Origin of the sequence: Campylobacter sp. CFSAN093224 (assembly GCF_012897395.1) — a bacterium.
GTDB lineage: Bacteria > Campylobacterota > Campylobacteria > Campylobacterales > Campylobacteraceae > Campylobacter_D > Campylobacter_D jejuni.
The window spans coordinates 34,326-57,272 of sequence record NZ_CP040607.1 but is presented as its reverse complement, the minus strand read 5'-3'; the positions used below and the strand labels follow the sequence as shown (position 1 = coordinate 57,272).

Below are 22,947 nucleotides of genomic sequence, written 5' to 3'. Positions count from 1 at the left end.
ATATCATAAAATTTTAATAAATATTAATTATATACTTTAAATATATATTACTTTTAGTAACACTTTAAAATTTAATTTTATTTAAATTATTCTTATTATGCTTAATATTTAAGAAAAAATACATTAAAATCAATTTGAACTGCAAATAAAAAGGAGGAAAATCATGAAAAAACACATTTTATTGCTTGGCTTATGTCTTAGTTTGAGTCTTAGTGCTAAAAGCGTGAGTGATTACAAAGTAGGAGAAGAATTAAGCGACAAGGAAGGAGTAGAGTATTTTAAGGAGCTTTCCAAAAGACCTGTGCAAGAATGGCCAAATAAAAATTTAAGCATCAATGATGTTCCAAAAGGCAAGCAAGGGGATTTAATCCGTTATGGCATAGAGCTTTTAAGCAAGACAGAAAGTACTCTAGGACCCTATAGCAAGCTAAAAAAGACAAGCAACGAAGTAAATTGTATTTCCTGTCACATGGACAATGACGGCAATGGTTTGCCAGGGACAAAAAAATATGTTATTCCATTTTTAAATATCCTAAACAATTATCCAAGACTTGACATAGAAACGATGAAAATCATCTCTGTTGAAGATAGAATTCGCGGAATGGGCGGAACTGACTCTCATAGATTTCCTAATGATTCTAAAGAAATGAAAGCAATTTTAGCTTATTTTAAATGGCTAAAAGAAGCTTATGGTATCAAAGACGGCGTAAAGCTTGAAGGAGATTTTTTTGCTAAGATGAATTTTCCAAATCGCCCAGCTGACCCTGTGCGTGGAAAAAAACTCTTTGAAGAAAATTGCGTTGCTTGCCATGGCGAAAGAGGACTTGGGGTAAAAAATGATAATTACGAACAAGGTAGCGGACATTTATATCCATCTTTACTTATCTATCCTGATGGTGGACACATGGCTATGATACCATTTTTAGCAAGATTTTTAAAATCAGCCATGCCTTTTGGTGCGAGTGCAGATAATCCTATATTAAGCGATGAAGATGCACTGGATATAGCAGCTTATGTCAATACAGGTTTTGTAAGAATGCCTATAACCACTACAGAAAATCGTGCAGGACTTGATACAGCTTATAGCAAATCCCCATCATTAAAACCTGAGTATTTTGCTTCACCACAACAAAATTTAGACCCTAAAGAATACATAAAAGTAAAATACGGACCTTGGAAAAATCCAAATCACTTCCCAGGAGAATGATTAATTTTGGGCTTAGCCCAAAATTAATCCTCATCTTTGGCTAAATTTTCAAGACTTTTAATCCCTTCTTCGCCTATCAAATTTCCACCTTGTAAGTCGCTAAATATCGCATTTAAAGAACTCACTATGGCAGCGGAATTAAAACTTAGATTTTCTATAGCTCTTTCTCTTTTTTTCCATATATTTTGCAAAGCCCTTTTTTCAGCTTCTAACTCTTCTTTCATATTTTGGTAAGTTTTGAGTATAAAAGTGATTTGCGTGTTAAATTCCTTAGAATTTAAGTATTCGTATAAAATGTGATTTTTTTCATCTTTGTTTTGCAGGGCATTTTTGAGTTTATAAGCGTTTATAATGCTTTCTCTAAGCACTGCTAAAACACCTTTGAATTCATTAAAAGTACAAATCAAAATTCCTTCTTTAAAATGCGTTTTTTCTTTATCTTTTGGCATAGTTTTTGTGATCAAAACTGCTATATCACTTTTTGCGGCTATACTGTCTAGTTTAAGTTTATCAAGCCATTCTTTATTAAATTCTTTAGTGCGTTTGCTCTCATACAAAATACTTCCACAAATATTTCCAAAATTATCCTTTACTATATGCAGACAATCAGCTCCATTTACGCCTTTTGGCACTTCTTTTACTTCATCGCTTAAATACTCACTTTGTATGTATTCTTCTATGAGTAGTTCGGCTGCTTCGCCTTGGAGTTGCTGTGAGCCTTGCTCTATCCTGCGTTGTGCGTCTTCTAACTTTTGGGCTACACTTTTAAAATTCGTTTCTAGTTCTTTGTATTTAAGATCTTGCTCTTGAGTGCTTTTTTGAAATTCAAGACGCATTTTTTCTCTTTCAAATTCCAAATTTTTGCTTTCTTGTTCTTTAAATTCTTTAAAAGCCTCTTCTTTGGCTTGAAATTTCAATCTTTCTTCATTTTCTTTTTGCTCTCTTTTTAGCCTTTCATTTTCAGCCTTTATGCTTAAAAACTCGCTAAGTTCTTTGCTTTTTTTCTCGAGTTCTTCTTGCATGATTTTCATTTCATTTTCATGCTCTTTGTTAAATTTCTCGCTGAATTCTTTTTGGAAATTTTGCTTTTGTGTGAGAAGTTCTTGTTCAAATTTTTGCTTTTCTAAAAGAAGCTTTTGGCTTACTTGCTCGTTTATGAGTTTTTCTTGTTCTATCTTTTGAGTTTTTAAATCATTTAAAGCTTTGGTATATTCAGCTCTTTTAGCATTTACCTCATCATCAAATTCTTTTTTTTGTTTTAGCATTTCTTGCTTGGCTTTATCTAAAATTTGAACATATAAAGCAGTGCTAATATCGATAAAACTTCCACAACTTGGGCATTTGATTTGTTCATTTTGGTTTAAATTTTGCATAAAATTTCCTTAGAATTTTTCCCTAAATTTAACATAGAAAAACAAAGATTATTCTAAGATTGACTCGTTAAAATCATTCTTTTAAAATAATTAGGATTACAAATGCAAAAACACACCAAAATTCACGGCTTTGCTAAATTTAAACTCATCGTTATCCTTGCTTTGATGTCAAGCATAGCACCACTTTCTACAGATATGTATTTGCCTGCACTTTCTCATGTGGAACAAAGTTTTCAAACTAATTCTTTTTTAACCCAACTTAGTATCGCAAGTTTTTTTATCGCTTTTGCTTTAGGACAGCTTATATATGGGCCTTTAAGTGATATTTTTGGGCGTAAAATTCCAGCTTTGGTGGGGATATTTTTCTTCATCGTTTCGAGTTTGTTTTGTGTGATTATCGATGATATTTATGCTTTTATCGCTTTGAGATTTTTTGAAGCACTTGGGGGTTGTGCAGGTGTGGTTATCGCAAGGGCTATTGTCAATGACTTGTTTGAGATCAAAGAAGCTGCAGGGATTTTTGCTTTGATGATGGTTTTTAGTTCTCTTGCTCCTATGCTTTCGCCAACTTTTGGGGGAATTTTGCTAGAGTATTTTTCATGGCATAGTATTTTTGCGACTTTGTTTGCTTTAGGAATTTTACTTTTTTTGATGATACTTTTTGGTTTAAAAGAGTCCGCACCTCATCTTAAAAACAAAAAATTTTCCCATCATGAAGCGATGAAAAGCTACAAATTTGTTTTAAGCGATAAACGCTTTTTGGTTTATATACTATGTGCTTCTTTTGCTTTGGCGGCAATGTTTGCTTATATCACAGGATCAAGCTTTGTTTTTACGCAGTTTTTTAGCTTAAGTGAGCAAAAATTTGCCTTGCTTTTTGAGCTTAGTATTTTTACAAGTATCGCTATGCTTGGTTTCATCGCACCCAATACCACGACTTTGGCTATGGCAAGGTTTAAAGAACATAGCGGAACTGCTTCTGCGGTGCTTGGAACGGTGCAATTTGGTTTTGCAGGGCTTATTTCTTTTGTGGTTGGAGCTATTAACGCAAATACACCGATAATCCTTGCTTTTGTAATGTGTGCTTGCGTATTGGTTGCAAATATGATATATTTTCTAATCAAAATAAAGGAGAAAAAATGAAAACAAATAATATCTTTATGGCTTTAGCCATAGTTTTAGCAAGTTTGATTCTAGCTTTTGGATTTAACAAGGCTTTAAGCGATTTTAAAACACTTGAAAGAAGTGTAAGCGTAAAGGGTTTAAGTCAAAAAGAAGTCGAAGCGGATACTTTGATACTTCCTATAAAATTCACAAGATCAAATAACAATCTTACAAATTTATACGAAGAACTAGAACAAGATAAAGAAAATATCATCAAATTTTTAAAAGAACAAGGCGTAAAAGAAGATGAGATCAACTACAACTCGCCAAACATCATAGATCGTTTAAGTGATCCTTATAGCAACGACACTCAAGCTGCATACCGATACATAGGCACTGCGAATTTACTCATCTATACGCAAAACGTAAAACTTGGAAAAAGCATACTAGAAAACATTTCAAGTCTTGCAAAATTTGGCATAGTAACAAAAATCGATGATTATGACATAGAATACCTTTACACCAAGCTAAATGAGATAAAACCTCAAATGATAGAAGAAGCAACGCTCAATGCTAGAAATGCAGCGATAAAATTCGCACAAGATTCAAACAGCCATCTAGGCAAGATAAAAAAGGCTTCTCAAGGACAATTTAGCATCAGCAACAGGGATAAAAACACCCCTTACATCAAAACTATAAGAGTGGTTTCTACTATAGAATACTACTTAAAAGACTGATGATGAAATTTCAAGCTAAGCTTTAAGGCTTAGCTTGGCACTATGGAATTTTTTCGTGCGGTTTTTTGGAGTGAAAATATACAAAGCAAAAGTATAATGCCATATAAAACACCAGTGGATTTTATGGTGTTTTCTGTAATCTCGTCTTGATTTATAATCTTTAAAATCCCTTCAAAACTTGATTTAAATTTCAAAAGAGCCAAGACACTTTTTAATTTATCTTGACTGTCTTTTTGATCAAAAAGAGCCATTTGCTCAGGTGATAGTTTTTCAGATATAGAAAAATTACTTTTTATCGCATATAAAATATCTATTTCTTGACTAAAATTTAATTTTAAAAATTTATTAAGTTGAGCAGATACAACGCTATTGTTGTTTTTATTGTCTATCTCTTCTATGATATTTTTTACATTTGATGTGTTATTTTCTAGCTCATTTAAAACCTTTTTATAATCACTTACATATTTATCATTATACACTTTAGATAAAATTTCTTTTAATTTTTCTTTATTTGCTATTATCAAAGCTTTAGCTGAATTTAACTCTGTAAAAGAAATATTTTGATCTTTTAAATGGAGATTAAAATCATTTTGCAATATGCTTGCTAGATTTACAATAGCACTCGCATTTAAATCATTTAAACTTTTTTCAAATTGACTTTCATAAAGCTTATCTGATGAAAATACACCTGTAAAAGGATTTATAAATTGTGGTTTTGTTATAATCGTTGCAATAAAAATCATATAAGCAAAAAATCTCACAAGAAAAATAAATAATTTAATTTTACAAATAAAAAAAAGATAAAAAATCAATACGCCTAAAAAATAAATCAAAAAGCAAAAAATTGAAATATACTCTGATGATAAAAACAATATCATAGATATTGTAAAAGCACCACAAAGCATAAAAATCAAAATAACGGCATATTGATACAATTGTTTTTTAACATTAACAAGCATTAAAGCAAATACAAGCAAAATAATATAGCTTGCTATAATTATCGATACTGAATTAAGGGATAATATAAAATTTATGGTTTTTGAAAATACAAAACCCATAAAAGCATACAATGAAATCATTAAAATTGTAAAATTTAAAATTTTTAAGAAATTTGTATGGTGATTGCTAGTATTCCTATAAACTTGTAACAAAACACAATCAGACCACAAAGTAAAATCTAGCATCTTTCTTCCGGAAACTATTAATTTTCTTTTAATTTTATTAAATTTTATCCTCCAAAAGATTATAAATTTATTTATATCTAAAGGATAAAATGGTTTTAGAATAAATGTCAAAATTTTATATATAAAAAATACAACATAAACACAATAAAACATTATTGTAAAAAATGGAGCGACCAAAACTAACTCAACAAATATTAATATATTTACAGATAAATGTCCAATTATTTTTAATAAAAATATTATAAGAGGTATAATTTTTGAATAATTAAATTTTTCATAATCCTTAGGATTATATACTTGATTTTTAGATTCTTTTTTTAAATTGTCATTTTTATTTTTACTTAATTGAATTTCCAATTCTTTCTCTTTCGCATAAAGTTCTAATTTATGCCATTCTTGAACTTCTAATTTATTGTTTTGAGTAATTAAAACATCTTTTATAACCCTGAAAGAGTCTTTTAAATTTTTGGCATATCTTAATTGGTGTTCGTTTTGAATTTTAAAAATCTCTTTTTCATCTTGTATTCCTTTGGTTTCGTTTTTGTAACTTTCATCTTTATAATTATCTTCTATATATTGTTCTAATGATTTAAAATCTAATTTGTCTATATTTACATTTGTTAAATTTACAGCTTTTGGTTCCTTAAAATAACAAGCACTGAAATTTGGAACTTTTTCAAATCTCACCCCATAAAAACTAGCTGTTTTTTCAAATTCACACTCGTGAAAATCAACATAATCTTTAAAGTGAGCATTGTTAAAATAAATATTATTGGTAATTTTAGAATTATGGAAATCAACCTTATTCTCAAAAATACAATCTTTAAATAATGTATTTTGCGCATTATTATAGTATTTATTATCAGGCAATGGTGTGCCTGATGCAAAATAACTGAAATCAACTTCATTTTTAAAGATACAATTTGAAAAATCAACTCCATTGTGAAATTCTTTATATTTATTATCTTTTAAAAAACGCAAAGATACTTTGGATTCAAATTCGCAATGAGAAAAATTTAATCTTTCAAAGCAATTACAATTTATATAAACTTCTTTCTTAAAAATACTTTTATAATTTTTCCCTTCATAACCATATCTATTTTTTAAATACTCAAGAACATTTTTAGGAATAGCTTTGGAATCTCCTATAATTTGATAAGAAAAAAAATAAGCAGGAATAAAATTTTGCATAAATGAGAGCGTCTTTAGCGCTTCTTTGTTTTTATTGTCTTCATTTTCTTTTAATATCAATCTGAAATTAAAATAATAGATAATATTATTTTCATCTTCTATTTTATCTATAATTTTTACATCATTAAAATTGTTTTTATTATTTTTTTCTAAAACTTCATAAATGATATATGGGTGCAATGGTTTAGCTAATTCTCCAGCATTTAATTTTTTCTTACATTCAAACTTAGCTAAATCTAAAGAAATAATTAAATTTTCATTTTCTAAACCCATTATAAAAATACCGCTATTTGGTATTTCTAGTTCGATATTATGTATATTTCTTTCCATTATTTCCCTTCTATGATTTTTATTTCTTCTTCGGTGAGATTGTAAAGTTTATAAACCAAAGAATTGATTTTGTTTTCTAGTTCTTGGGTGTTTGCGTTTTTGTCTTGTTCTTTGGCTTTTAAAATTTCATCGACTAAATTTATAAGCTCATCGACTATGTTTTGATTTTTAGAATTTATTTTTGGTATAGGTAAATTTTCTAGAGCGTGTTTGTTATATTGATAACCTTTTGTCCCTAATTTGCAACCTTGAGAAAAATTCTTATAATAATATGTAATTAAATTTGATGATAATAATCCTAGTAAATATTTTAAATTTTCACAGACTATAAAAAAAGCTGTTTTTTCTAAAAAAATTCCTTTATTATCATAGACAAAATATGCTCCTTGAGTTGTTTCAGGATACACTATCTTTTCTTTTTCAAATTCTTCATAATAAGCGATATTGTCTTGAGTTTCAAACCATTTATTGCTAGTTTTCTTTCTGCAACCTTTTTCTCCGCTTTGTTCTATGCGTGGTAAAAATTGAGATAAATATTGCTTTAAAGCAGGATATTGTTCTATATCGATTTTTAAACTTGGAAAAGTTCCTATCACCCAAAGTCCTGCCCATTCATAACTATATCTTTTTATATCACGTCCGCGTAGCATTTTGCGTATGAGTTTAGCGGTGCGTTCTTTTTCGGCTTCATCTTTGCAATTTGCTAAAATTTCATTTCTTTTTTCAGTGGTGATGATAAAGGCTTCATTATAGCCTGTTAAAATTCCACGATATATATTAAGCCCATACCATTTTCTTTAAGCGGAGTTCCTATGCGTTCTATCTTAGCCTTTAAGGCACTAGTATTCTCATCGCTAAAAGTGAAGCTTTCTTTGCTTAAAGAATTTTGCGAAAATTCTGCAAAGTCCTTATATAAGCCGATGTTATAAGCACAAGTTTTTAAAATTTCATTGCTTAGGGCAAGGTATTTGAATTTATTATCTTTGCTTTTTGATTTTTCAAAACAAAGTATGGAAGTATCCACTGTAGCACTATCAAAAACTTTTATGCCGTTTAAATCAGTGTATTCTAAAAACTTAACATTTTTAAGCAAAAATTCACGCAAAGCTTCCCCATATCCTGCACGCGTGTATTTATTAGAAGTGATATAGCTCAATACCCCCCCCCTATCTTTTAAAACATTAAATCCTAGTTCATAAAAATAAGTATAAATATCGCTCGTGCCTTTATAAACCTTATAATTTTTAGCTAAATGGGGCTTGAGTTCTTTAAGCTCTTCTTGTCTTATATAAGGTGGATTGCCGATGATGAGATCAAAGCCTTTGAAATTTCCATCATCGTCCAAAATTTCAGGGAATTCAAAACGCCATTCAAAAGGATGATTGCTTTCTAGGTTGAAGATATTGTCGTATTCTTTTTTAAGATTTGCAAATTCTTTTGTGGCTTCTTTTTCATCAAAGTCAAAAAGAGTCAAATTCGCACTAACAAAGAATTTCAAATTTTCATCATCTACGGCTAAGAAATTTCCGTATTTTTTAGAGTATTTTTCACATTTATCATTAAAGCTTTTCATTTCTTTTTTAAATTTATCTGCAAAGCAGAAATTTTTAAAAGAAATTTTGAGATTTTTTATCTCTTGGTTGATGTGGCTTTTATCTGTGTAAAAGCCTTCTTTATAGTCTTTTACTATGCGTTTGTATTTGCCCATACGTTCTTTGATGTTAGGATAGTGGTTTAGGCTTTTGCCTGTTTCAAAGTAAGATACCAAAGAATTTCCGCATTTTATGTTTATATCGATGTTTGGCAATGTTTTAAGATCGTGATAATTTTCATCATCAAAGCTTTGATAAAAACTGTGTTTTAAAAGCTCTATCCAAAGCCTTAGCTTGGTGATCTCGCATGAGTTAGGGTTGATATCGACTCCAAAAAGGTTGTTTTCTATGATGTCTTTTTTAGTGTGAAAAAGTTCTTGTTGGATAAGATGGGTTTTATCTTTAGGCGTGCTTGGGCGTTTATACTCTATAAACTCGCCTTTTCTACCCGTGATGAGAATTTCATCGTTTTGCACTTCTAGATAAAATTCTTCATCAAAAAGATTTAGCTCATCATAAATGCTTAACATAACATTTAAAGCAGAAACCAAAAAATGCCCGCTTCCCACCGCAGGATCGCAAATTTTTATAGAGTTTAAAAGCTCTTTTTGTGCTTTTTTATCTTCTTTTCTTAAAGATCTTCTTAACTCGCTTATATCTTTAACATCAAGATCAAATTGAGCGTTGAATTTATCAAGCACAACTTTTGTGATGCTTTCTTTACACATATAAGAAGTGATAAAGCTTGGCGTGTAAAAGCTTCCTTCTTTGTAGCCATTGAGTTTTTCAAACACATTTCCTAAAACACTTGAACTTATGAGTTCTTTTTGGCTTAAAATTTCGCTTTGCTCATCATCGCTACCAAAATCAAAACTATCCAAAAATTCAAACAAGTATTCTAAAAGCCCCACTTGTCCTTTTTTAGCCTTGCATTTATCATCTTTTAGCACGGTGTTTTTATAGTAAAAAAGCTTTAAATCATTGCTTAAGCTTGAAATTTCAAGCGTGTTTTCTATGTTTTGTTTTTCAAACAAAGAAGAATTTAGATAAGGTAGATAAGCAAATTCGCTTTTCTTTCTCGTGCTTTTTTCTTTGGCTAAAACTTCAAAGAAAAGTTCGCTAAGCTTGTCAAAATCAGGGATTTTTTTGAAATTTAAAAATTTCAAATTTTTATCATCATTAAAACGCACCAAATTTGACTCTATAAGCTTTAAAAACAAAATGCGATTAAGCCATAAGATCAAAAGTTTTAAGATGGTTTCAAAATTTTCTTCTTTAAGCTTAGAGTTTATAGCGGTGTAGAAAGTTCCTTGCTCTTCTTTGCTTTCTTCGCTTTTTGCGATGATGAGTTTTGAGTTTTGTTTGCTCTCACAAAGCCCTAAGATATATAAAAGCTCTTTGTAAAAAGCGTTGTTGAGTGAATTTGCATCGTTGGGGTTAAACTCACTTAGCAAAAAGTCTCTATGAAAAGTTTTATAAATACTTGCTAGGTTTTTAAAATTTGATTTTTGTTTGTCTTTTAAAAACGTCAAGTCAATCAAAAAGCCTTTTAAGTTTTCTTTGGAATTTTCTATGAGTTTGGCTACTTCTTTATAGAATTCTTCAGTATTGCCTTTGAAAAGTGAATTTGGATTACAAAATTCTTCAAAAAGTTTTTTAAAACTTGGATTTTTATAAAAAAGCTCTTCAAACTCACTAATTTTAAAAATGTAAAATTTATAAAAATCTGTGATGATAATAAATTTTAAGCTAAAACTATACTCTCTATTTCTAAAATAATATAAAATAGTCTCGTGTAAGGCTTTAGAATTTACCTTTGTATGAGTGATAAATTCTTTTGAATTTGGCTTTTTAGCCTCAATAAGAACTTCTAAGTCTTTACTAAACTCATCTTTAGAGATGGATAAGTCAATCTCACTTTTGCCTTTTTGCTTGGTTTTGATGTGAGTTTTGAAATTTAACATGGTTAAAAATGGACTAAGTGCATTAGCTACAAGATAATCTTCATTTTCACTTTGCGAACTTTCAAGTCTTTCTAGATATTGCATTAAAGCCTTGTTAAATATATCAAATTCATTTTGCATGATTTGCTTTTTGCGGTAGTATGGGTTGAAAAAATCTTTTTCATTTAGCAAAGTGAAATGCATTTTTAACCTTTATAAAAAATATTTTGTATTTTACTAAATTTTACTTTTATATAAAATTTTTTTTAAGAATTTAATATATCATTAATACCTTTATATGCTTCCTGTATAGGTTTTTTAATAAAAAAATCATTTAAAATTTGAATAAAATCTTTTTTAGAATTTTGATTTTCAATCAACCAATAAATAAAAGCGTATTCTCCTTCTAATTTTTCATTGTTTATTAATTTATCACAATAATAGTGATTTTGATATTTTCTAACATTTTCTTCTTTTACATCTTTAAATAATTTTAAACATTCTTTATATTTTTCATTTTCTATATCTTCTTCATCATCATTTGAAATTTCAAATGTCAAACCAATAATATCATAGTAATTTTTTTTAAAATAAATATATAGACATGGATATATGCTTTCATTCTTATAATCAATAGGATAAAATATAAACACACCATGATTAACACGATTTTCTTCTATTTTATTGCCGATAAAAGTTATATCACCTATTTTAATTTCCTTGTGTTCAAAACTATCAAAAAATTCTTCTATTATATATTCGCAGATGTTGCTCCATTTATGCTGGATAATATCTTTAGCTTTCTTATAGTTTTCTTCATTTAAATTTTTAAGCTCTGATTTATTTTTGTTATATCTATATAAAATCATCGCATTTTTTAAATTTTGCATTTTTATATTGTTTTGAAAAATAAATTCTAGTACATCATCTCTTTGAGTATACTCATCTGTCATATACCATTGTAAAATACTTTTGTATTGATTTAGAGTAAAAATAATGTTTTGTATATCAAGAATAAATTTTTGATCTTTGATTGATTTTTCTTCATATATTTTTATACACTCATCAATCCATTCCTTAATCCATATATAATCCATCTTCAAATAATAGCTAACATTATTTTCATTTTTATCTTTAATCAAATTTGTCTTTATTGTAAAATTTCCCAAACTATAATCACTAGGACTAGCACACTCATCTTGATGCAAATATATAGTCAATATGTTTTTATAACAATCTTTTATATTTTTGATATTTTTTCTTACAAAATTAATATAATCTTTCAATTGATTTTTTTGATCTTTTGCATAAATTTTATTTTCTATTATAATATATCTTTTATCACTTAATGTTATTAAAATATCTATCCTTCTATTATCTTTTATGCAGGCTTCTGTTTCTACGCTTTTTATATCTTCTATGTTTAAATTTTCAAATTTCGTATTTACTAAACTCTTACCAAGTTTTTCTAAAAATACCTTTGCAAAATTTTTTTGATAATGATCCTTATTTATATCAATTAAATAAGCTATAAATTTAGAATGATAATTTTCTTTTGTTTCAATATTCAAACCATTATTCACATCTTTTTCAAATTTAATATCTTCTTCAAGCAACCTTTCAATAAATTTTTCCATGTATCACTTTCCAAATTTTATACAATTTTACATGTAAATAAATTTTTAATTACAAACTAAAAAAACTGATTATTAATTTTATAGGCAAGTTAAGTAGAATTAACAAGTCCGCAATGAGCTACTTTCCCCCTGCCAGTAAGGCGTAGTATCATCACCCACGATGTGCTTAGCTTCTTGGTTCGGGATGGAGCAAGGCGTTTCCACATCTGTATAATCACGGACATTGTTATTTAAATATTCTTTGAAAAATTGAATTTAAGAATAAAACTTAATCTTTTATTCCTTTACTTTTTTCTTTATTCTCTTTCTTCTTTTCTTATCTTTTATCTTTGATAAGTTTTTATATAGAATACTTAAAAAACAATGTTAAGAGCAAGTTCTAATACAAACTCTACTTGAAAGATTTCTATTAAACTCTAAATATTATCTATATTCAAAGTCTTCTAAAAACCTTAACAAGGAAGTGATGCTTTATTAAAGATAAGCCAAACGCTCTATTAGTACTGGTCAGCTAAAGGACTTTCATCCATTACACACCCAGCCTATCAAACTAGTAGTCTTCTAGAGAGCTTAGAGAAGATTCATCTTAGAGTTGGCTTCACGCTTAGATGCTTTCAGCGTTTATCCTTTCCAAACTTAGCTACGCTGCGATGCTCTTGGCAGAACAACAGCTACACCAGTGGTTTGTTCAACCCGGTCCTCTCGTACTAGGGTCAAATCTCTTCAATCTTCTTACGCCCACGGCAGATAGGGACCGAACTGTCTCACGACGTTCTGAACCCAGCTCGCGTACCGCTTTAAATGGCGAACAGCCATACCCTTGGGACCTGCTCCAGCCCCAGGATGCGATGAGCCGACATCGAGGTGCCAAACCTCCCCGTCGATGTGAGCTCTTGGGGGAGATCAGCCTGTTATCCCCGGGGTACCTTTTATCCTTTGAGCGATGGCCCTTCCACACAGAACCACCGGATCACTAAGACCGACTTTCGTCTCTGCTTGACTTGTATGTCTTGCAGTTAAGCTGGCTTATACCTTTATACTCTACGAACGATTTCCAACCGTTCTGAGCCAACCTTTGTAAGCCTCCGTTATTATTTGGGAGGCGACCGCCCCAGTCAAACTACCCACCAGACATTGTCCCACTTGAGGATAACTCAAGCTGGTTAGCTACCCAAATAAGAAAGAGTGGTATCTCAACAATGGCTCATATACAACTGGCGTCATATACTCAAAGCCTCCCACCTATCCTGCACATTCTTATCCAAGTAGCAGTGTCAAGCTGTAGTAAAGGTCCACGGGGTCTTTCCGTCTTGCCGCGGGTAGGAGGAATTTTCACCTCCACTACAATTTCACTGGATCCCTCTTTGAGACAGCTCCCATCTCGTTACGCCATTCATGCAGGTCGGTATTTAACCGACAAGGAATTTCGCTACCTTAGGACCGTTATAGTTACGGCCGCCGTTTACTCGGGCTTCGATCAAGAGCTTCGCTAATGCTAACCCCATCAATTAACCTTCGAGCACCGGGCAGGCGTCACACCCTATACATCCTCTTACGAGTTAGCAGAGTGCTGTGTTTTTGGTAAACAGTCGGGAGGGACTCTTTGTTGTAAGTTTCCTTGCTTTCGGAGTAAATCCTAATACAAAGCTAACCACACCTTATACCGAAGATACGGTGCTATTTTGCAGAGTTCCTTAAAGAGAGTTCTTCCACGCGCCTTAGAATACTCATCCCACCCACCTGTGTCGGTTTACGGTACGGGCAACATTAGCTAAACTTAGAAACTTTTCTTGGCTCGACGGCATCAGGGGTTCTTCTATCCATCCGAAGACTTCAAAAAGCCTTTCAGTTCTCGGAGTATTGTTATACGGATTTGCCTGTATAACCTCCTACGACCTTAGACTAGCACTTCCATCCGCTAGCCCCCTTAGCCCTAAGCGTCCTTCCATCGCACACTAATGTTGGTATTGGAATATTAACCAATTTGCCATCGTCTACCCCTTTCGGACTCGACTTAGGACCCGACTAACCCTACGATGACGAGCATCGCGTAGGAAACCTTGGGTTTACGGCGTTAATGATTCTCACATTAATTATCGCTACTCATGCCTGCATGCTCACTTCTATTCGCTCCAGCACTCCTTACCGGTATACCTTCGACGCAAATAGAACGCTCTCCTACCACTTAGTAAACTAAGTCTACAGCTTCGGTACTTACTTTAGCCCCGTTATATTTTCCGCGCAAAATCACTAGACCAGTGAGCTATTACGCTTTCTTTAAAGGATGGCTGCTTCTAAGCCAACCTCCTGGTTGTTTAAGTAACTTCACATCGTTTTCCACTTAAGTAAGATTTAGGGACCTTAGCTGGTAGTCTGGGTTGTTTCCCTCTTGACGACGGATTTTATCACTCGCCGCCTGACTGCTGTGATTACATATAAGGTATTCGGAGTTTGATAGGGTTTGGTACATTGGTGTATGCCCTAGCCCATTCAGTGCTCTACCCCCTTATATTACGACACAACGCTATACCTAAATATATTTCGGAGAGAACCAGCTATCACGAAGTTTGATTGGCCTTTCACCCCTATCCACAAGTCATCCCGGGGCTTTTCAACGCCTATGGGTTCAGTCCTCCACTAGTTCTTACACTAGCTTCAACTTGCTCATGGATAGATCACTTCGTTTCGGGTCTGCAGCATCTGACTAAGCGCCCTATTCAGACTCGCTTTCGCTACGGCTTCGCGTTTGCTTAACCTTGCCAGACACCACAACTCGCAGGCTCATTATGCAAAAGGCAGTCCATCACCCTGTATTGCTACATAGGGCTCTGAATGATTGTAAGCAAATGGTTTCAGGTTCTATTTCACTCTGATCACCTCAGTTCTTTTCACCTTTCCCTCACGGTACTTGTGCACTATCGATCTGGTATTAGTATTTAGGGTTGGATCGTGGTCGACCCGGATTCAGACAGGATTCCTCGTGTCCCGCCCTACTCAGGATACTGCTAGCTAAGGTTTGTTTTTCGCATACGGGACTATCACCCTCTATGGTTATACTTTCCAGAATGTTCTGCTAAACTTACCTCTTGCACATTGCAGTCCTACAACCCCCAGTGCAAGCACTGGGTTTGCCCTCTTGCGCTTTCGCTCGCCGCTACTGACGCAATCTCTATTGATTTCTTTTCCTGAGGGTACTAAGATGTTTCAATTCCCCTCGTTCGCTCCTATATAGGTAATGTATATCTCTATACATTGGGTTGCCCCATTCGGAAATCTACGGATCAAAGCTTCTTGACAGCTCCCCGTAGCTTATCGCAGTCTAGTACGTCCTTCATCGCCTTTACCAGTCAAGGCATCCACCATTCGCTCTTAGTAGCTTACCTTTTTTACCTTTTATTATTGATTCTAAAACGCATCACTTCCTTGTTAAAGTTTTTATGATAAGACTTCTTTATCTTAAGACGGAAAGCATTCAAACACTTAATATAAAACTAAATGATTTAGTCTCAACTAAGCTGTGAGTTTGAAACTTGTCTTTAATTTATAATCCTTAAATCTAATATTCTCTTTATTCATAGAAATAAAGACAGCTAAAAGTTAAGTTAAACTAAAGAAAAGATAAATAGGTTTTATCCTTTAACAAGTCCTGTAAAATTGTTTTTATTAAAACTTGCTTGTGACTCTTAACAATGATAATTAAAAAGAACATTTAGGTTTAAAACCTAAAGGAAGTATATATATTAACATAATCATTATAAATATAAATGCATAATGTATATGCTACTTATATCTATTAAAGTATATTCTTTTATAGTTAAAGATAAAAATAAATCTAAGTATAGAGTTTATATTTTATATTTAATCTATTTTATATACTTGCTTTAGATTTTAAAGCTTCTTTATTCAAATCTTTTTTATGGTGGGCCTAACAAGACTTGAACTTGTGACCTCACCCTTATCAGGGGTGCACTCTAACCAGCTGAGCTATAGGCCCTTAATAAATGGTGGAGAATAGCGGGATCGAACCGCTGACCTCCTGCGTGCAAAGCAGGCGCTCTCCCAGCTGAGCTAATTCCCCATAAACAATTAGCTTTATCATCAATCTTTGAAATCTAAACAAGAATCAATTGAGTTTATATATTGAAGTAATAGTTGTGAGACTTATTACTTTGTACTCTAGAAAGGAGGTGATCCAACCGCAGGTTCTCCTACGGTTACCTTGTTACGACTTCACCCCAGTCGCTGATTCCACTGTGGACGGTAACTAGTTTAGTATTCCGGCTTCGAGTGAAATCAACTCCCATGGTGTGACGGGCGGTGAGTACAAGACCCGGGAACGTATTCACCGTAGCATGGCTGATCTACGATTACTAGCGATTCCGGCTTCATGCTCTCGAGTTGCAGAGAACAATCCGAACTGGGACATATTTTATAGATTTGCTCCACCTCGCGGTATTGCGTCTCATTGTATATGCCATTGTAGCACGTGTGTCGCCCTGGGCATAAGGGCCATGATGACTTGACGTCGTCCACACCTTCCTCCTCCTTACGAAGGCAGTCTATTTAGAGTGCTCGGCCGAACCGTTAGCAACTAAATACGTGGGTTGCGCTCGTTGCGGGACTTAACCCAACATCTCACGACACGAGCTGACGACAGCCGTGCAGCACCTGTCTCTAAGTTCTAGCAAGCTAGCACCCTCTTATCTCTAAAAGGTTCTTAGGATATCAAGCCCAGGTAAGGTTCTTCGCGTATCTTCGAATTAAACCACATGCTCCACCGCTTGTGCGGGTCCCCGTCTATTCCTTTGAGTTTTAATCTTGCGACCGTACTCCCCAGGCGGTACACTTAATGCGTTAGCTGCATTACTGAGATGACTAGCACCCCAACAACTAGTGTACATCGTTTAGGGCGTGGACTACCAGGGTATCTAATCCTGTTTGCTCCCCACGCTTTCGCGCCTTAGCGTCAGTTGAGTTCCAGCAGATCGCCTTCGCAATGGGTATTCTTGGTGATATCTACGGATTTTACCCCTACACCACCAATTCCATCTGCCTCTCCCTCACTCTAGACTATCAGTTTCCCAAGCAGTTTAATGGTTAAGCCATTAGATTTCACAAGAGACTTGATAATCCGCCTACGCGCCCTTTACGCCCAGTGATTCCGAGTAACGCTTGCACCCTCCGTATTACCGCGGCTGCTGGCACGGAGTTAGCCGGTGCTTATTCCTTAGGTACCGTCAGAATTCTTCCCTAAGAAAAGGAGTTTACGCTCCGAAAAGTGTCATCCTCCACGCGGCGTTGCTGCGTCAGGGTTTCCCCCATTGCGCAATATTCCCTACTGCTGCCTCCCGTAGGAGTCTGGACCGTGTCTCAGTTCCAGTGTGACTGATCATCCTCTCAGACCAGTTAAGCGTCATAGCCTTGGTAAGCCATTACCTTACCAACTAGCTGATACTATATAGTCTCATCCTACACCGAAAAACTTTCCCTACTCAACTTGTGTTAAGCAGGAGTATAGAGTATTAGCAGTCGTTTCCAACTGTTGTCCTCTTGTGTAGGGCAGATTAACTATACCTTACTCACCCGTGCGCCACTAATCCACTTCTAGCAAGCTAGAAGCTTCATCGTTCGACTTGCATGTATTAGGCACGCCGCCAGCGTTCACTCTGAGCCAGGATCAAACTCTCCATAAAAAATTATAGATAGTTTAATCTTTTTCTTCAAAGAAAAAGTTATGAAAGATTAAAAGAAAAGTTTTTAATCTTTTTAATTATTAGATTGAATAGATTTTACATAATTGCTTATGCCTAAATCTGTTCTGGCTCAATCGATCACTTATTTAGATTTCAAAGATTGACTAATAAGATTTGAATAACAATACTAATTTAAAAGAACAAAACAAAAAATCATTTTTAAAAGAAAAGTTTTTAAATTAAAAAACAAGATTTATAAAAAAGCTTTTAGTTTATAAGACAAAAACCAAAAGAGTTAATTTATAAAATCTACTAAGCTAGTGAAACTTTATAATTTAAAAGATTTTAAGTCCTTTTTTCAAAAAAGGAAATGAAAGTATAACCAATTAAACTTAAAAGGGGATTAAACAAAGGATTAAATAGTATAAATATTTGTGTAAGTATTTATATAAGTATTTGGTGGGTTTAAAAATGGGGGGGGGGGGAATTTTAAATGATAATAAAATTTTAAATGATAATAAAAAATACAAGATATAATATACTATTAATAGGATTGAAAGGCTTGACTTAGGGAAGATAAGTTCCCTAAGTTTAGAAATATTTAAAAAATTTTAATATTTTAAAAAATACTCTTGAATTTTTTTAGGATCACTTGTTTTTGTAAGTGCTAACATAAGCAAAACTCTTGCTTTTTGAGGATTTAAATCTTCAGCACTAATAAAACCTAATTTTTCATCTGAATCACTCACAGCAACACAACCTGCTACAACCCTTGAACTTACAACAACCTTAAGCCCTTTTTTTAAAAGCTCTTTTAAAACATCTTTTTGATTTTTGTGTATACTTCCTGCTCCACTTCCTGCAACAACTATGCCCTTAGTTCCATGTTCAAATAAAGCTTTTGCAGCGACACCACTACCATCATTTGAATAGCTATAAAGAATATCTACTTTTGGCAAACTTGTGAGTTTGCTTACATCAAAAGGAGCGTTTTTTGTGTGAGCTTTAGTAACATTATTATAGAAAAAGACTTTACCATCTACTATATAACCCAAATCCCCAAAATCAGGAGAAGAGAAAGCATCAACATTTAAACTATGAGTTTTTACTACGCCTCTAGCGCTTAAAATTTTATCATTTATAGCTACCATAACACCCTTATTCTTAGCTTCTTTATTGGCAACTAATGCCACTGCATTATAAAGATTTTTCGGACCATCCGCACTTATAGCAGTTGATGGACGCATAGCGCCAACTAGAACTACGGGCTTATCACTTTTAATGGTTAAATTTAAAAAATAAGCAGTTTCTTCCATAGTATCAGTACCATGAGTTATCACCACACCGTCTATCCCCTCAGCAAAAAGCTTAGCAATTTTTTTAGCAAGCCTTAACCAAATTTCATCACACATATTTGAACTATCAATATTTGCTATTTGCTCCCAACTAATATCTGCTAAATCTCTAATTTGCGGAACTGCTTTAATTAATACATCTATATCAATGGCTCCGGCCGTATATCCTGTTGTAGCAATAGTGCTATCAATGAAGCCTGCTATCGTTCCGCCTGTTCCTAAAATAGCAATCCTTGATTTAGCTTTTTTCATACATACTCCTATAAAAAGACAACATATAAATAATTTTTTAATCTCTTGTATATTAATTTTTTAATGTTATTAATGCAAATTATAAGTAAAAATTTTTATAAAATCTCTTTAACAACAAACTGTGGAGTTACCATTCCCCTAAATTCATTCTTAGAAATACTTCCAAGCAAAGAAATATTTTGATTCAATTCTGGCTCTTTATCAAAATTAAAAAATAAAGCTTCTATGGTTTTATTTTCCTTAGTTAAAACAAGCTTTAAGTGTTTTTCATCTTTACCTAGAAGTTTTTTATTTTTTACACAAAGATTTTCTAAAATAAAAAAAGGTCGTGGATTTTTATGTCCAAAAGGTTCAAAAGATTCTAAAATTTCAAGCATTTCAAAATCAATTTCGCTAGGTTCTAAGATTCCTAAAATTTCATCTGTATCCAAAAATTCACTTTCAGAAATTTGCGAACATTCTTTTTTGATTTTATTTTTAAATTGTTCAAAATTTTCAGAGTTTAAACTGATTCCAGCAGCACCTTTATGACCACCATAATTGCTTAATATAGAATTTGTCTTAGAAATTAAAGCTAAAATATCAATCTTGCCAACACTTCTTGCGCTGCCTTTTAAGTGTTCTTCATTTTGAGAAAATACAAAAGCAGGTTTATTAAAATGTTTAGCTAAACGACTTGCCACAATCCCTAAAACACCTTCATGCCAATTTAAACCCGATACCACAATACAAGAATCGTTTTCATCGATTTGATTTAAACTATCTTCAAAAAGCTGTTTTTCTTCATCTTTACGACTTTCATTAAAACTAACAATTTGCTCTAGATATTCTAAAGCTTTATTAAAATCTTTAGTGTGTAAAAATTCATAAGAAATACTTGCATCATCCATTCTTCCAGCACTATTTATAAGCGGAGCAATTAAAAATCCTATATTATCAAGAGCAAATTTATCCTTTTGATAATAATGCTTAATAGCCCTAAAAGCAGCCCTTTTAGATTTGTTAATATGATCTATGCCACGCCTTACTAAAGCACGATTTAAATCTCTAAGTTCCATCATATCTGCAACAATTGCAATCGCCAAAAGTTCTAAAAATTTACACATGTCATATTTAAGCTTGCACACCTCTTTTAAAGCCGCTATCAAATACCATGCGACTTGAGCTCCACAAATTTCAATTTCTGGAAAATCACAATCTTTTTGCTTTGGATTGATAATGGCAAAAGCATCAGGTAAAACATCTTGAGGCATATGATGATCAGTGATAATCAAATCTATATTTTTTTCTTTACAGAGTTTGGCTGCTTCAAGAGCAGCTATTCCATTATCTACTGTTATTATTAAATTTACATCAAGTTCGTTGATGATCTCAGCATTTAATCCATATCCATCTTTAAAACGATTTGGAATTCTTATAATATAATCAAAACCTATATCATCGAAAAATTCTGCCATAATAACACAAGAAATGATTCCATCAACATCATAATCTCCTACTATGGCGACTTTCTCATTTTTTTCTACAGCTTCTTTGATGCGATTAGCTGCTTTATATGCATCCTTTAAACAGCATGGCAAAGGCAGATCACAAAGTTTGGTATGCAAATCTTTTTCAAAGCGTGAAGCCAAAATTTTTTTAATTTCATTTTTATTAATTATCTTCATAGTTTATAGCTGCCTTGATAAAACTGCAAATCACAGGATTAACATGCTCAAGTCTTGATGTAAATTCTGGATGAAACTGCACAGCCAAGAAAAAAGGATGACAGTTAAGCTCAACTGCTTCAATCAATCCTTTGCTTTCACCACTTACAATCAAACCGTGTTTTTCAAAATCTGCTCTATATTTTGGATTTGCTTCATAGCGATGACGATGGCGTTCTTTTACACTCTTTACTTCATTATAAACCTTAGCCAAAAGGGATTTTTCCTTGATATCACATTTATAAGCCCCTAAACGCATAGTTCCACCTAAAGGAGTTTTTGCAGTACGAATTTGTTTTTCTCCATTTGTATCCATAAATTCATCAATCAAATAAACCACAGGATTTTGGCATTTTTCATTAAATTCACTTGAATTTGCATCTTTAAGTTTTAATACATTTCTAGCAAATTCCACCAAAGCAAGCTGCATACCTAAACAAATTCCTAAAAAAGGAATTTTATTTTCTCTTGCGTATTGAATGGCTTTTATCTTACCTTCTACACCACGATATCCAAATCCCCCAGCAACCAAAATTCCACTCACATCTTTAAATACTTCAGAACTTTCCATATTTTCAAGTTTTTCACTATCTACCCATTTTAACTCCACTTTAGTATCTAGGGCTGCACCTGCGTGTATAATAGCTTCAGTAAGGCTTTTATAACTTTCTTTTAAATCCACATATTTGCCTACAAAAGCGATTTTAACTTCATTGCTTGGAGCTATAACTCTTTTTACCAAAGAGTCCCAATTTTCCATATTAGGTTTTAAATTTTTCAAATCCAAAATTTCAGCAATAGGGCTTAAAATATCTTGCTTTAAAAAATTAAGTGGAATTTGATAAATACTAGCCGCATCAACACTTTCTATCACGCAATTTTTTTCCACCCCGCAAGAAATAGCAATTTTATCTTTTAAATCTCTATCAAGAGCTTTTTCACTACGACAAATAATCATATCAGGACTAATGCCTATGCGCCTTAACTCGCCTACACTATGTTGAGTTGGCTTTGTTTTTAATTCCCCTGCAGCCTTAATAAAAGGTACTAGAGTAAGATGAATATTCATAGCATTATTTTTACCCACTTCCAAACGCAAAGCACGAATAGCTTCTAAAAAAGGCAAGCCTTCTATATCCCCAACAGTTCCGCCTATTTCAACGATAAGTATATCTTTGCCTTCTCCTGCTTTTTTAATGCGATCTTTGATTTCTCCTACTATATGAGGGATAACTTGAATGGTTTTGCCAAGATATTCTCCACGCCTTTCTTTTTCAATCACACTTTGATAAACCCGTCCTGTAGTGAAGTTATTATCTTGAGATAAACTCTCATCCAAAAAACGCTCATAATGCCCCAAATCAAGATCCGTTTCTGCTCCATCATCAGTTACAAAAACCTCTCCATGCTCAAAAGGACTCATAGTGCCTGGATCAACATTGATATAAGGATCAGCTTTTAAAATACTCACTTTAAGCCCTGAATTTTTTAAAAGTGTTGCGATAGAAGCAGCGGCTATCCCTTTACCCAAAGAACTTAAAACTCCACCTGTTACAAAAATATATTTTGTTTGTTTCATTGATAATAAGCCTTATTTTTTTATCTAATTATAGCTTGATAAAACTTTTTATTTCATTAGAATT

Annotated in this window: 9 protein-coding genes, 2 tRNA genes, 3 rRNA genes and 1 pseudogene; 3 read left to right on the top strand and 12 right to left on the bottom strand. The window is 32.7% G+C overall.

The window, feature by feature from the left end:
• Positions 1 to 163: 163 nt before the first annotated feature.
• The gene (locus FBF11_RS00205; protein WP_002860564.1) at positions 164 to 1,207 is read left to right on the top strand and encodes a c-type cytochrome; all 1,044 of its coding nucleotides are present in this window, start codon (positions 164 to 166) and stop codon (positions 1,205 to 1,207) included.
• A 23-nt stretch (positions 1,208 to 1,230) separates the two neighbouring features.
• On the opposite strand, the gene FBF11_RS00200 is transcribed toward FBF11_RS00205, so the two are convergent.
• Positions 1,231 to 2,580, bottom strand: a complete 1,350-nt coding sequence (locus tag FBF11_RS00200) for a DUF2130 domain-containing protein (protein WP_052794525.1) — start codon at positions 2,578 to 2,580, stop codon at positions 1,231 to 1,233.
• A 102-nt stretch (positions 2,581 to 2,682) separates the two neighbouring features.
• Here FBF11_RS00200 and FBF11_RS00195 point away from each other — a divergent pair, with 102 nt between their 5' ends.
• Positions 2,683 to 3,723, top strand: a complete 1,041-nt coding sequence (locus FBF11_RS00195; protein WP_168977444.1) for a multidrug effflux MFS transporter — start codon at positions 2,683 to 2,685, stop codon at positions 3,721 to 3,723.
• Positions 3,720 to 4,421, top strand: a complete 702-nt coding sequence (locus FBF11_RS00190) for an SIMPL domain-containing protein (RefSeq protein ID WP_002782323.1) — start codon at positions 3,720 to 3,722, stop codon at positions 4,419 to 4,421. Before FBF11_RS00195 ends, FBF11_RS00190 begins: the two co-directional genes overlap by 4 nt.
• Positions 4,422 to 4,450: 29 nt before the next feature.
• On the opposite strand, the gene FBF11_RS00185 is transcribed toward FBF11_RS00190, so the two are convergent.
• The 11 genes and pseudogenes from FBF11_RS00185 to FBF11_RS00135 all read right to left on the bottom strand — a co-directional run bounded on the left by FBF11_RS00185 (position 4,451) and on the right by FBF11_RS00135 (position 22,883).
• Complete coding sequence (locus FBF11_RS00185; protein ID WP_052802954.1) at positions 4,451 to 7,126, bottom strand: pentapeptide repeat-containing protein; 2,676 nt, start codon at positions 7,124 to 7,126, stop codon at positions 4,451 to 4,453.
• A pseudogene (locus FBF11_RS00180) lies at positions 7,126 to 10,865 on the bottom strand (TaqI-like C-terminal specificity domain-containing protein). The gene FBF11_RS00185 and the pseudogene FBF11_RS00180 overlap by 1 nt, the downstream one beginning before the upstream one ends.
• Before the next feature lie 62 nt (positions 10,866 to 10,927).
• Positions 10,928 to 12,298, bottom strand: coding sequence for a PD-(D/E)XK nuclease family protein (locus FBF11_RS00175; protein ID WP_168977443.1), 1,371 nt, complete (start codon positions 12,296 to 12,298; stop codon positions 10,928 to 10,930).
• 105 nt (positions 12,299 to 12,403) lie between these two features.
• Positions 12,404 to 12,520: ribosomal RNA gene (rrf, locus tag FBF11_RS00170) — 5S ribosomal RNA — on the bottom strand.
• Positions 12,521 to 12,774: 254 nt separating this feature from the next.
• Positions 12,775 to 15,681 (bottom strand): 23S ribosomal RNA (locus FBF11_RS00165).
• Between the two features lie 534 nt (positions 15,682 to 16,215).
• A tRNA-Ile gene (locus tag FBF11_RS00160) sits at positions 16,216 to 16,292 on the bottom strand.
• A gap of 8 nt (positions 16,293 to 16,300) precedes the next feature.
• Positions 16,301 to 16,376, bottom strand: a tRNA-Ala gene (locus tag FBF11_RS00155).
• A 102-nt stretch (positions 16,377 to 16,478) separates the two neighbouring features.
• A 16S ribosomal RNA gene (locus FBF11_RS00150) occupies positions 16,479 to 17,991 on the bottom strand.
• The 16S, 23S and 5S rRNA genes sit together here with 2 tRNA genes alongside, the layout of an rRNA operon.
• A gap of 611 nt (positions 17,992 to 18,602) precedes the next feature.
• Entirely contained in the window at positions 18,603 to 19,610 is a 1,008-nt protein-coding gene (locus tag FBF11_RS00145; protein ID WP_257067281.1) for a type II asparaginase, read from the bottom strand.
• Between the two features lie 83 nt (positions 19,611 to 19,693).
• Positions 19,694 to 21,265 carry a single-stranded-DNA-specific exonuclease RecJ gene (gene recJ, locus FBF11_RS00140; protein ID WP_057097105.1) on the bottom strand — a complete coding sequence of 524 codons (1,572 nt, stop codon included), beginning with the start codon at positions 21,263 to 21,265 and terminating at the stop codon, positions 19,694 to 19,696.
• Positions 21,252 to 22,883, bottom strand: coding sequence for a CTP synthase (locus tag FBF11_RS00135; protein WP_002855601.1), 1,632 nt, complete (start codon positions 22,881 to 22,883; stop codon positions 21,252 to 21,254). The genes recJ and FBF11_RS00135 overlap by 14 nt, the downstream gene beginning before the upstream one ends.
• Between the last annotated feature and the right edge of the window lie 64 nt (positions 22,884 to 22,947).